The sequence below is a fragment of the Flavobacterium sp. DW-iso2 genome, from assembly GCF_058725285.1.
This window is the reverse complement of record NZ_JBZXDY010000024.1, coordinates 13548-25522: the sequence shown is the minus strand read 5'-3', so window position 1 is coordinate 25522 and position 11975 is coordinate 13548. Positions and strand designations below refer to the sequence as shown.

11 protein-coding genes are annotated in these 11975 nt (G+C 32.1%); 2 read left to right on the top strand and 9 right to left on the bottom strand.

What is annotated here, in order from left to right:
* Nucleotides 1-35: 35 nt before the first annotated feature.
* The 9 genes from AC4PRO_RS14430 to mnmE form a co-directional block, all read right to left on the bottom strand.
* The gene (locus tag AC4PRO_RS14430; protein ID WP_492117826.1) at nucleotides 36-587 is read right to left on the bottom strand and encodes a hypothetical protein; all 552 of its coding nucleotides are present in this window, start codon (nucleotides 585-587) and stop codon (nucleotides 36-38) included.
* Between the two features lie 96 nt (nucleotides 588-683).
* Entirely contained in the window at nucleotides 684-860 is a 177-nt protein-coding gene (locus tag AC4PRO_RS14425; protein ID WP_492117825.1) for a hypothetical protein, read from the bottom strand.
* 25 nt (nucleotides 861-885) lie between these two features.
* Nucleotides 886-1992 carry a DUF6371 domain-containing protein gene (locus tag AC4PRO_RS14420; protein WP_492117824.1) on the bottom strand — a complete coding sequence of 369 codons (1107 nt, stop codon included), beginning with the start codon at nucleotides 1990-1992 and terminating at the stop codon, nucleotides 886-888.
* A gap of 160 nt (nucleotides 1993-2152) precedes the next feature.
* Nucleotides 2153-3748 carry a DNA primase family protein gene (locus AC4PRO_RS14415; RefSeq protein ID WP_492117823.1) on the bottom strand — a complete coding sequence of 532 codons (1596 nt, stop codon included), beginning with the start codon at nucleotides 3746-3748 and terminating at the stop codon, nucleotides 2153-2155.
* A gap of 4 nt (nucleotides 3749-3752) precedes the next feature.
* Nucleotides 3753-4088, bottom strand: coding sequence for a helix-turn-helix domain-containing protein (locus AC4PRO_RS14410; protein WP_492117822.1), 336 nt, complete (start codon nucleotides 4086-4088; stop codon nucleotides 3753-3755).
* A 108-nt stretch (nucleotides 4089-4196) separates the two neighbouring features.
* Nucleotides 4197-5336, bottom strand: coding sequence for a hypothetical protein (locus tag AC4PRO_RS14405; RefSeq protein ID WP_492117821.1), 1140 nt, complete (start codon nucleotides 5334-5336; stop codon nucleotides 4197-4199).
* Nucleotides 5329-6474 (bottom strand): site-specific integrase, encoded by a 1146-nt coding sequence (locus AC4PRO_RS14400; RefSeq protein ID WP_492117820.1) that lies wholly within the window; start codon nucleotides 6472-6474, stop codon nucleotides 5329-5331. Before AC4PRO_RS14400 ends, AC4PRO_RS14405 begins: the two co-directional genes overlap by 8 nt.
* A 1-nt stretch (nucleotide 6475) precedes the next feature.
* On the bottom strand, nucleotides 6476-7021 hold the full coding sequence (locus tag AC4PRO_RS14395; RefSeq protein ID WP_492117819.1) for a helix-turn-helix domain-containing protein: 546 nt from the start codon (nucleotides 7019-7021) through the stop codon (nucleotides 6476-6478).
* 242 nt (nucleotides 7022-7263) lie between these two features.
* Nucleotides 7264-8664 (bottom strand): tRNA uridine-5-carboxymethylaminomethyl(34) synthesis GTPase MnmE, encoded by a 1401-nt coding sequence (gene mnmE, locus AC4PRO_RS14390; RefSeq protein WP_492117818.1) that lies wholly within the window; start codon nucleotides 8662-8664, stop codon nucleotides 7264-7266.
* 169 nt (nucleotides 8665-8833) lie between these two features.
* Between mnmE and AC4PRO_RS14385 the strand changes: the two genes are divergently transcribed.
* Together AC4PRO_RS14385 and AC4PRO_RS14380 are read left to right on the top strand one after the other, a co-directional pair.
* Nucleotides 8834-9670: a universal stress protein gene (locus AC4PRO_RS14385; protein ID WP_074724709.1), complete on the top strand. Its 837-nt coding sequence runs from the start codon at nucleotides 8834-8836 to the stop codon at nucleotides 9668-9670.
* Between the two features lie 86 nt (nucleotides 9671-9756).
* Entirely contained in the window at nucleotides 9757-11529 is a 1773-nt protein-coding gene (locus AC4PRO_RS14380) for a MutS-related protein (protein WP_492117817.1), read from the top strand.
* Nucleotides 11530-11975 lie beyond the last annotated feature (446 nt).

Sequence of the window (11975 nt, the reverse complement as noted above, 5' to 3'; positions counted from 1 at the left end):
AAAATTTTTGGATGTTTTTGCTGCAATTGACAACTTTAGGGACGTTTTTTCACCATGCATTTCTTATAAGCGTCAACAACTTCGGAATACGATGTCCTTAATAAAATACTGGAATAGCGTTTTGTGTAATCTCCTTTATAGTATTTTCTAAAATTTTTTCTGTTTGGTTCCTCACGTTGTTCTTTTGTTAAGTATCCTGAACACGAAATTATTTGCTTTTTTGTTTTTTGTTCGTATAATAATCCTGTTGCCTCACGATGCATAAAGGTCATTTTGTGATAATAAAGTTTCCTGCAACGTTTATTCGTAATGGGGCAAACTAAATATTTCACAAAACCATTACCTATGTTTGAGGGAATCGATGCTACATTGATTTTATGATTTACAGTTTTGTCTATTGCTTTCTCTTTTGGATGTGTAATATTTATAAACTTTTCATTGTCACTTACAATAAACTCTACACCAACGGTTAAAAACTGCTCATCATTTTGTGTCAAATTTAGTAATGTAACTGTTTGTTGTTTTTTAAAAACACCTTTTTTTGTCAAATCTGTAATACTTATTGTTAAGCAACTTTCTAATGTCATAATGTTGTTCTTTTTTAGATAAAATGAGTTGATTTTTTTTTATAATTAGTAGAATCTAAATTATTAAGGTATATACTCTTTGTGAGCATGCATTTTTTATTGCAAAGTTGATTTTTGATTAATAACCTCTAGTGATAATTTTTTTAAATTGTCTGCTTCTATTGATTTGGTAATCAATAAAGCGTCTAACTGTGTTAATAAGCTGTTTAAGCGTTTCAATTTTATTTCGTTGTTCCTGTATATATTTGCGAGCATTTCTAATTCTTTGTTCATCTGTTAAGTTTGTTTTGTCCATATACTATTCATTACGTGTTATACCCTCCAATAGATAGGCATCAGCCAAATCAAATCCCTTTTGGCAGTCTGAATACATTTCATTTGTTTCAATCGAATCACTAAGCATAATTTTAAATCCTAACTTATTTAAGACTTTAGCTTTATCTTCCCAACTTTGAAATTCGCCCTTGTCAGGGTAAGCTAAAATTTTACGATTTTTAATAGGCTCTAAATATTCTGCTTTGAAACCATTTAAACTTCCTGTAGCCAACCAAATCAATTCAGGAACAAATAAGCTCATTATTATTGCTGTCTTTTCACTCTCTACTAATCCAATTGGTTTATTCTGATTATCATTGGTTAAGTGTAGCCCAAACAAGCATTGTTTCAAATTAAAGTTTTCCAGATGTAATACAGAGCGTATGGTACTCATTTGAGCTTTACCGTCTTTATTCTTTACTCTTTTGCCTGTCTTTGAGTTGTATTGCATTATTTTTCCATGACGGATATTTTCCTGTTTATCAATTTGCCAAAAGACTACTGACCCTATCCAAGGCTTATCTGTTCCTGTTATGAAATAATTTTGACAGGCTGTTAAAACCTCAGTATCTGAAAAATGTTGTTTCAAAAATTCTATGAAATTGCATTTGATATTATTGTTATAATACATTTTGTCAAGTAATTCTAATTCGTGAAAACTTGGTGGTGTTTCAGGCAGAAGTTCTTTAGTAATAACTAAAGTAGATACACCATCGACTTCAAACCTTTTGCACTCATTTGTTAGGTATTGAATTTTTGAATTTTTTAAATACCATTCAGCAATAAAGCAACTTTTCTGTAACAGTTCGAGTATTGCGGATTTTGGTATGAAATGAATAAAACCATTTAATGTAGTTAGTTTGTATGCCTTATCAGAATGATCAATTAGAGAGATATGAGGAATTGAATAGGCTATCTTGCCTTGTGGTGGTCTGCTATGGTAACCACATTTACTTTCTCGGTCACATCTACCAAATCCATCTGCAAGATAGTTTTGGGATTCAGTATCAATGTATTTTACGAAAGTGCTTTTTCCACATTTGGGACAAGAAAACTTTCCTTTTGAAGATAATATATATTTAAAATTCATAGTGTTTAATTTAAATTTTGAAAAAAAATGTTTTGTTAGGAATACATTTTCTACACTTTTTGCACTAAACAAAAAAAAACAATTATTAATTTTTAGGTTGAGTGTAAAAAATGTAAAAAGTGGGATAAAAAAAAGACAATTATTTTTATTGCAGAAAATCTTAATCTAGGGTTAAGTTTACAACGTTTCCAATGCTCTTGCGAAATACATACATTTTATGATGGTTGAGTCTTTCTATAAACCCTTTTTTTCCAACAGGACGATAACCATCTTCATAGCAAAAAGACTTGTATAACGGATATAATTCGGAAATTAAAATAGTTTCAGAATCAGAAGTTACGTATCCATTCTCATCAATGAATAATTTAACACTGTCACTTTGACTTTCGTAATCGCTTCGGGCATTATCTACTGCTTCGCATTTACTGAATCTTCGTTGTTCAAGTATTCTATCTAATCCAGACAAAACCCAATTAAAAACTCCAGCTAATTCATTGTTGATTATCTTGGTATGCAATTCTCTATCTTGCTTGTTTTCAGGAATTGTAACATCAAAATTAATAATCATAAAACGTCTAAAAAAACCATCTGTGTGTTCTGTGTCACTAGGTAATTTATTGCAATTGAAAATCATCTTAGCATAACTATCCAAAGTAAAAGGTTCTCCATAGGGAAGTCGTGCTTGAATTGGTTCACCTGAAGCTATTTGTTTAAAGAAGCCCGCATCAAGTTTACCATTTATCTCACTTGAATAATTCACAAGCTTGTTACCTATTTTAGCTCTAAAATATCCATTTGAATCTGTCAAACTTTCCAAAGAAAAGTTACTTGTGTTTTCTCTACCTAATAAAGCATTTATAATTTCAAAAAGTACACTTTTACCATTTGCTCCAGTACCATATAGAATCAGAACTTTTTCAAGTTTTAAAACACTAGGTTTGACGAAGATGTATCCTAGATATTCTGCAAGTACTTTTTGTTTACTCTTATCAGGGAGTACCTCATCTAGGTACTTTTGAAACATTGGACATTGAGCATCAGGGTCATGAAAAAATGGAAGTTGATGTGTTATAAAGTCTTGAGCTTGAAAGTCCCGTAATAATCTGCCAGTTGTAGTAATTTCAAAAGTTCCGTTTTTTAGATTAATTAATATGTTTTCGTTCTTGTTTTCTGGTTCAGGTAGATAAGCCTCGGAAAGGAATTGTTTATACAATTCCTCTCTAAATGTGTGAATTTTAGCTTTGAATTTTTCAACTCCCATTTTTAAAGCTACATCGCCCAAAAAAGACTGAAAACGCTCTTTATTGACTTCGATCCAGTAAAAACCGTTGAACAGAAATATGGAATTGTTTTTTTTACACAATCCCCATTTATTGTCTGTAGCAATTTTCATAAGTTGCTCTATACAAAGTATCAAATAATGATTTTTTGTAAGTTTGTTCTTTTCTAAAAGCTTTTTGAGTGTAATTAATTCTTCATGCTTGCCTTTCATTCCCTTAAGTAGGGTAATACCATCAACGTCAAAAACAATTTTAATTAATTGCTCAACTTCTTTTTCGTATTGCTCATCTTGAGGATACGCCAAAATTCTAAAGTTTACGGGAGAAATATTATCTAAAAGTCTATTTATAATATTATTTTCAGCGACTTGAAATCTTTTATCTTCTTCGATAAGTCTATTAGTGTCAGAAAGAATTAACTGTCTTAATTCACTAGTTTCATTTTTGTCACTTCGGTTTATATTAATGCTTTTCATATTCTTATTTTTTTGAATTTAAATAAGCATCTGCATCTGCACTTAATTCTTTAAGTGTCTTTTGTTTTCCTTCTTTGAGCCATTGTATTAGCTCACTTTTAAAAAAGAAAGTTTTACCACCTTTTTTTGAGTGTGGTATCTCGTTCCTTTGGCAATAACCATATAGAGTAGGCTTTGAAAATCTTGTAAAATAGCACGCCTCCTCAATATCGAAAATGATTTCTTCGGGAGGCAAACTCTCTTTAGATTGCACTAAGGTTGTAAGAACTTCAAGTGAAGTTAGAATTGCGACGGCTACGCTTGGTAGTTGGTCAAAAGTTGGGATCTTTAAATTTTCCATTACACTATAAATTTTAAAATTATAGTGCAATGGTACAGGAGGTTTATAAGGAAAAAATCAAATACGTACTATACGTACAATAGGTACTATTTCTGTATTACTTCTGTATTATTTGCTGAAATTAGCTAGTACTTTTTGGGTGTCAAAGCCCATGAAAAATTCGCCTAACAACGTTGCATAGTTGCGCTGTTCGCCATGTGGTTTCCCTGCAATTTCTTTGTAGAATTTGTAGAAAATTTTACGAATTTTATCATCTGTAGGTCTTTTGTTAATCGTAAATTTAGCCTTAGGAGGTTCTTGTTCTTGAAAAGCACATAATAAATACTTCTGTAAATCTTTTTCTGATAAGTGTCCCTTGTCTACTAATTCTGTTTTGAAATAGTTGTATATAAAAGGTTCATTTGTACTATCAAAATTGTTTTTAAATTCAAAAGTCTGTTGTTCAGGTTGATTTGCTATTGGAGAAGGAAGTATTGTTTTAATGAACTTTTCTTCAATTTTTATCCATTCCTTTAATACATTGATAGTAGAGATTAATTCTTTATTACCCGCTAAAGTTGAAACTGCTACATCGTAAGAAGCTAAATTTAAAGAACGTTTTATTTCTTCAAGATTTATTAGTTCCTCCTTTTCATAGGAAGTACGAGCATTATTTTTGGTTAAAATTTCAATTGTTATTTCTTTAAAATATAGATCTAAAGAACCTTCATAACGGTTTGCTTTTTTGGTGTCAAACTCTTTTGACATTAAAGTATTGTAATTCTCTTTCAATTCTTTATAATATGTAATTCCAAATGGGAATACTTTTACCCAGTTTACATAGCAAAAAACTAAATAACTAAAAAAAGAATCTAAATCCTCCTTCGTTATATCAATGCTTATATCAAATTTTCTGATTAAGTGTGTAAGTGTTGCATAATTTTGTAAATTATAAAGTATTTCAAGTTTTGGGGATAATTCTTCGTTACTGTCAACCTCTTCATAACTCATAGATAGAATTATTGAAACACATTTTATTATTTCAAGCAATTCAATTGTGTTATACTTCTTGTAAAGTACTTCATAACTATTGACTATGTTTTTAAACCAATAATCTTCCGTGATGTATGCTTCTACATTATTATAAAAAAGTATAGTTTCTTCTGAGTGAAAAACAATTTTATTAATTTCTATAATTGAAGCATTTTTTGTCATCAATAAAGATGAAACTTCTTTAGGTGAAATTGCTTCGTAAATATCTTTATTCATTGAAAGTGATGTTTATTTTATTGGTTGCTTTTCGCTTGGTTTCGTCCACAATCTTAGCGTAAATCTGGGTAGTTTTTTGATTCTTATGTCCTAACATTTTAGAAACAGTAAATAAGTCCGTACCTCCTTCTAGTTGAAGTGTAGCATAGGTGTGCCGGAAACAGTGAAAAGTGATGTGTTTTAAAATTCCTGCATCAGTAGTCCATTTTTTTAAAATCCTATCACGTGCCAGTTTTTTAGTAAGTCCTGAAAATATTTGTTGATTTAGTTCCTGTGGTTCTCCTAACACTGCATAGGCTTGGTTAGATATAGGTAAATTGTACTCATTGTCATCAGTTTTTTGATGTCTGAAACATATTGAGTACCCTTTGTCTTTAGTATAAAATACATTTGTCCAGTTGAGGTTTATTACATCTGAAAACCGTAAACCTGTTAAAATTGAAAACAAAGAAGCTTGTTTTAAAATTGGATTGCTACACTCTGTATTTGCTAAACGATTAACTTCATCAGCTGTTAAGAATTGTTTAGTAGTCTCCTTTTCTTCTATGGTAGCTATTCTACTGTGTAACGGTATGTTTATAATCTCATCTTCAAAAGCTTTCTTTAAAGTCGTTTTGAATTTTCCAAAGTAACTGTATGCGGTGTTATTGGATATTGTTCTACCTCCTTTTTTTGCTTTAGCTTTGAGTAAATAGTCTTTATAATCGCTACAAAAAACTTTAGTAAGTTCGTTAAATTTTACATCAACTTTAGAGAATTGTTTGAAGTGGTCAAAGGAATATTTCCAAACACCATAATTAGTGCCGTATCTTTTTTCTGCTTGTTTTTTGAAGTAATCAGTAAAGGAAAGTTCGCCTCTAGCTTTCTCCTTTAATTGCTCGATTTCAAATTCGTTATAGATTTCGGGTTTGTTAAGTTCGTTTTCTCTTTTCAGTCGTATTTGTTCAGCCAGTATCAAAGTTTGATTATTGCTACTTTTCTCCATTGGATTTTTAGGCTTCAATATGATATGAAGTTTTAAAAATTCCCTACGTGTTAATTTTTTTGTAGTAGGTACGAAAATTGGAGGGTAGAAGTCAAGGTAAAGACTTTGCATTCCTTTGGTCATTGCTTTTTGTCGTAGTGTAACTTTTATCATTTTAACTAAGTATTTTTTCTATTACTGCAATTGGCACATAAACAAATTTATGTTTCTGAATTTTGGGTACATTGTGTTTAATCAAAAGATTTCTCAATCCACTGGGCGAAATTCCAAATCTTATGTGCGCTTCTCCAATTGTGCAACATTCTGAAATATCATACTCTTTTTGTTGAGGTGGTTCGGGTCTTGGTCTGTTAAATAATTCGTCAAGGTCTGAACGCTTTACAATAGTTTTTTTTTCTAAAATATTAGTAGCTTTTAATTTACCAGCATTAATAAGCTTGTAAACATTCCTACGAGAACAACCTATTAATTTTGAAGCTTCCGTAACGCTTAAAAATTCTTTTACTTTCAAATCTTCAATAGGAATAGTTTTTATAATTCTTACTTCGCTATTACTTACTTCAATTTTCGCATCTCTTACCTTTTTTTTGTTCCAACGGCTTGCACAAGTAAGCGAACAATATTTTGTAACGGTTGTTTTTGCTACGAACTCATTATTACAGAAAATACAAATCTTGGTTATCCTTATATTTGAACTCATTTTTGTGTCAAAGTGTATCAAAGTGTATCAAAGTGTATCAAAGTGTGAACTTTGTGAACTCTCATCGTTATGTTTCGGCTAATTTATTCAAAGATATGATAAAAGGTACAAGTAAGGTACAAATAAACACATAATAAACCACTATTTGCAATTAAATCAAAAAGGTGCAAGTAATAAAAAAACCTATAAATATTGAATTTATAGGGTTTAGAATATGTTTTGTGTTTGTTTATTTATGCGTGTTATTTGCCGATACAGAAATTAGCAAATATATTACCAAGTAATTCATCATTTGTAACCTGACCCGTAATCGTCCCAAAATGATACAAGGCTTCCTTGATATCGATGGCTATTAAGTCACTAGGTAGATTCGTTTCTAGTCCGTATTTTACTTTGGTTATTTCCTCCAATGCTTTCAGCAAAGAGTCATAATGTCTTGTGTTCGTAACTATCGTTTCGTTATTTCTTAATGCTCCGGTATTGACAAAAGATAGTAATTGGTTTTTTAATTCTTCGATACCTAAGTTTTGTTTGGCAGAGATCATTTCGAGAATCACGTTTAGGGGTTGGAGTTGATTTTTGATTTCGGCAACTTCGTCATCAGTCAGTAATTCGGTTTTATTGATCACTACCACTAATGGTTTTAGCGGAAATTGATTTTTCACCTTCTCGATTTCTAGTATATATTCAGAACTTTGAACTTTGAATTTTAAGCTTTCAAACAGATAAAGAACCACTTGTGATTGTTCGATTTTCTCGAAAGTTTTACGAATACCGATGCTTTCTACCACATCCTGTGTTTCACGGATCCCTGCGGTATCAATGAATCGAAATCCGATTCCGCCAATGACTAGTTCGTCTTCAATGGTGTCACGGGTTGTTCCGGCAATCTCCGAAACGATAGCGCGTTCTTCGTTCAATAAAGCATTCAGCAATGTCGATTTTCCCACATTGGGTTCTCCCACAATGGCGACTGGAATTCCGTTTTTGATTACGTTTCCTACTGCAAAAGAGTCGATTAGTCTTTTTAGCACAAACTCGATTCTGTTCAGCAATTCGTGGAATTGGGTACGATCTGCAAATTCCACATCTTCCTCTGCAAAGTCGAGTTCGAGTTCGATGAGCGAAGCAAAATTCAACAGTTCTTCTCTTAATTTAGCTATTTCATTAGAGAAGCCACCACGCATTTGCTGCATCGCGATTTGGTGCGATGCTTCATTATCAGAAGAGATTAAATCGGCTACGGCTTCAGCTTGCGACAAATCTAGTTTTCCGTTTAGGAAAGCGCGAAGCGTAAATTCTCCCGGATCAGCCATACGGCAGCCTTTACGCAGTAGCAGCTGTATAATTTGCTGTTGGATATACGTAGAACCGTGACAGGATATTTCAATCGTATTTTCGCCAGTATAGGAGTTGGGGCCTTTAAAAAGGGATACCAATACTTCGTCGAGCGTTTTTTGGTCGTCGATAATATGCCCTAAATGTAGGGTATGTGTTTTTTGCTTGGTTAAATCTTTGTTTTTAATAGATTTAAAAACACTATTACCAATAGTAATTGCTTCAGCGCCTGAAATTCGGATGATTGCAATAGCTCCAGCTCCAGAAGGGGTTGCCAAGGCTACTATAGAATCGTTATATAACATAGTTGTTTTGTCTAAGTTGCAAAGGTACTAAATCTAAAGAAGTATCTATTTTAATATTGAATAGTGGGTTGAAAAGTGCTAAAAAAAATGAAACTGACTGATATTTATCATATTATAATTGTAACTTTAGGTGTAAATTTGATTATTGTACAACTTTAAACCATTCAAAATGAAACGTATATTATTTCCAACCGATTTTTCTGAAGCCGCCACTAATGCATTTGTACACGCTTTAGAATTTGCAAAAATAGTACAGGGTGAACTGGTGTTATTGCATACTTTTGATTTGCCAGTATTTGACAATCAGTTTTTTCCTGAAAATTATATGGTTATATATGAATCAGTAGAGTTGTCACAATTTGAAATGTTTAAAGAAGAAATTCCAAAACTTCGCGCCATAGCAGCAGAGCACAATCTGGATAAAATTAAAATGACGCATCGTCTTATGGATGGTAATTTGCTTTATAATATTAACAAATCAATCAAGGATGATAAAATAGATTATGTGATTATGGGTACTGAGGGCGCCTCCGGGTGGTCAGAGTTTTTTTCTGGTACTAATACCGGTAATGTTTTGGCTGATATTGATGTACCGATGCTATGCATTCCCGTTGATGCCAAATTCAAAAAAACAGAAACCATAGGTTTTACAACTCGATTTAGAACTAAAGATAAAAAAGCGCTTAAAAACACTATAAAATTAGCCAAAATGGCTAATGCAGTTGTAAAATGTCTTTATGTGAAAACTAGCAAATCTGATGTTGAAAAAGCGACAATTAAGAAATGGGAAGAGGCCTTTGAGAATGATCCTATTGAATTTTTTGTCATAGACAGTGATGATGTAAAAGAGACTATTTTAGATTTTATCTTAATTCAAGAAATTGATATACTGACAATGGTGACGTATAAAAGAACGTTTTTTGAAGGTTTATTCCATCCCAGCCTGACTAAGAAATTTGCAAATAATTTTGACGTTCCCATTTTGGCAATTCCTATGGAAGACTAAGTTCAGAGTGTTCTTATTATTGTTCCTGATTCTAATAGTTTATTTATTGCTGGAGACCTATATTTGTATTTCAATTAAATCGAAATATGGATTCATACAGTGCTAGGAGTAAAAGATATTCACAAGAATTAAGCAAAATCAATAGAAAATACAATACAATCAGTTTATTTAGACTGTTGTCAGTTGTTCTTTTTTTAGGATCTCTTTATTATTATATAAAAAACAGCGAAATTATTTTTATAGTTTCTGCTGTTTTCTTTTTTGCGGGATTTATCATTTTAATGCGAATTCATTCCAAGTTACTTGTCGAAAAAAAGATAAACTTCGCTCTGGTGGAAATTAATGAAAATGAAATTTCCTATCTAGAGAAAAAAGCCATACCATTTGAAAACGGACAAGAATTTAATGATTTTCATCATCCCTATGCGTATGATTTGGATATTTTTGGAGAGCATTCTTTGTTCCAGAACCTAAATAGAACGGCCACTTTTATAGGAAAAAAAAAGTTAGCCAATCAATTACTTACATTATCCTCAAATGACGAAATTATTAAAAACCAAAAGGCTGTCAAAGAGCTTTCTGAAAAATTGGATTGGCGTCAGAATTTCTTGGCTTTGGCCAAAATAAGTCAGGATTCTAAAGCCAGTTATGAAGGATTAATGAAATGGAGTAAGTTTCAAAGTGCACCATTACCGAAAGGAGCAATCGTACTTTCTTATATAACGCCGTTACTATTTCTAGGTATTCTTATTTCGTATATAATTACTAATGAGGCAATTTTACTATCCTATCTATCCTATGTGTTTATATTGAATTTGGTAATTATGGGTGCCTTTTTTAAACGGATCCAAATCGAAATTGCCAATGCGGAAGATATCGATAAGGTAATCAGTCAATATGGTTTATTGCTTAAAAAAATAGAAGAGGAATCGTTTCATTCTGAGAAGTTGATGGATTTACAACAGAAACTGAAATTTAAAACAGAAAACGCAAGTCTTCATCTTAAAAAATTATCAGAGTTGTTTTCTAATATGGATACAATTGGAAATCTATTGACGGCTTCTTTGTTCAATGGTACCTTCCTTTTTAATCTTCATGTATTAAATAAATTACTCAACTGGAAAAAAGAGCACGCTGAGACAATGGAAGACTGGCTGGATGTTATTGGCGAATTCGAAATGCTGAATAGTCTCGCTAATTTCGCCTACAATAACACCGAGTTTGTATACCCTACCTTAAATACCGAATTTAAAATCAATTTCTCAGATTTAAGTCATCCCTTATTGAATGCCAATACTAGAGTAGGGAATGAAGTAGCTTTTCATCCCCAGTCGTTTATGATATTGACTGGATCGAATATGTCCGGAAAAAGTACTTTTCTACGTAGTTTGGGGATAAATATGGTTTTATCGGGAATGGGATCAGTCGTTTGTGCCAATGAAGCAAATGTACATCCTTTGCCGGTACTAGTTTCGATGCGTTTGTCGGATTCCTTGTCAGACAGTGAATCTTATTTTTTCGCCGAAATAAAGCGCTTAAAACAGATCATGGACGAATTAGAAGGCAATGCCGCTTTTGTATTATTGGACGAAATCCTAAGAGGAACTAACTCTGATGATAAAAGAAACGGAACCATAGAAGTCGTTAAGAAAGTGATTGCGCATAAAGCAATTGGCGCAATTGCAACGCACGATATAGAAGTATGTCTGACCACAAACGAGTATCCGGATACTTTAACTAACAAATGCTTCGAGGTAGAAATCGTTAATGACGACTTGCATTTTGATTATAAACTCCGTGACGGTATTTGTAAAAATAAAAGTGCTACGTTCCTAATGAAAAAAATGGGAGTGATTTAATACCAAACACAAGTACAATATAGTCCGAACTAATTTTTGTCACATAGAGCGTAGTCGAGATGCAATAGTGGTTCTCGACTCCGCTCGAACTGACAATTGGGCTGTTTTATAAATAGCATCGGAATAGAAAGAGTATAGAAAATAGACAAGAGAAGTTAGAGCAAAAAAAATAGTAAATAGAAACTAAGAAATAAAAAACAGGAAATAAAAAACACAAAGAAAAAAACACAAAGAAAAAAGTAAAAAACACAAAGTAAAAAACACAAAAAATTCTATTTCGTCTCCCCCTCCTTCGGAGGGGGTCGGGGGGAGGACCCCAAAAAAAAAACCGCATATCCTGGTTAGGAAATAGCGGTTTTTTTAAATATAAAAAATGGTTTGGTTAATAGCGTAATCGTTTTACAATGATAAGTATTATATTTTAATATCAAAAATTAAATACAACA

Coding starts and splice junctions, on each gene's coding strand:
- AC4PRO_RS14385 (WP_074724709.1), top strand. CDS start 8,834: ATGAAACGTATATTATTTCCAACCGATTTTTCTGAAGCCGCCACTAAT.
- AC4PRO_RS14400 (WP_492117820.1), bottom strand. CDS start 6,474: ATGATAAAAGTTACACTACGACAAAAAGCAATGACCAAAGGAATGCAA.
- AC4PRO_RS14430 (WP_492117826.1), bottom strand. CDS start 587: ATGACATTAGAAAGTTGCTTAACAATAAGTATTACAGATTTGACAAAA.
- AC4PRO_RS14410 (WP_492117822.1), bottom strand. CDS start 4,088: ATGGAAAATTTAAAGATCCCAACTTTTGACCAACTACCAAGCGTAGCC.
- AC4PRO_RS14420 (WP_492117824.1), bottom strand. CDS start 1,992: ATGAATTTTAAATATATATTATCTTCAAAAGGAAAGTTTTCTTGTCCC.
- mnmE (WP_492117818.1), bottom strand. CDS start 8,664: ATGTTATATAACGATTCTATAGTAGCCTTGGCAACCCCTTCTGGAGCT.
- AC4PRO_RS14380 (WP_492117817.1), top strand. CDS start 9,757: ATGGATTCATACAGTGCTAGGAGTAAAAGATATTCACAAGAATTAAGC.
- AC4PRO_RS14405 (WP_492117821.1), bottom strand. CDS start 5,336: ATGAATAAAGATATTTACGAAGCAATTTCACCTAAAGAAGTTTCATCT.
- AC4PRO_RS14415 (WP_492117823.1), bottom strand. CDS start 3,748: ATGAAAAGCATTAATATAAACCGAAGTGACAAAAATGAAACTAGTGAA.
- AC4PRO_RS14395 (WP_492117819.1), bottom strand. CDS start 7,021: ATGAGTTCAAATATAAGGATAACCAAGATTTGTATTTTCTGTAATAAT.
- AC4PRO_RS14425 (WP_492117825.1), bottom strand. CDS start 860: ATGAACAAAGAATTAGAAATGCTCGCAAATATATACAGGAACAACGAA.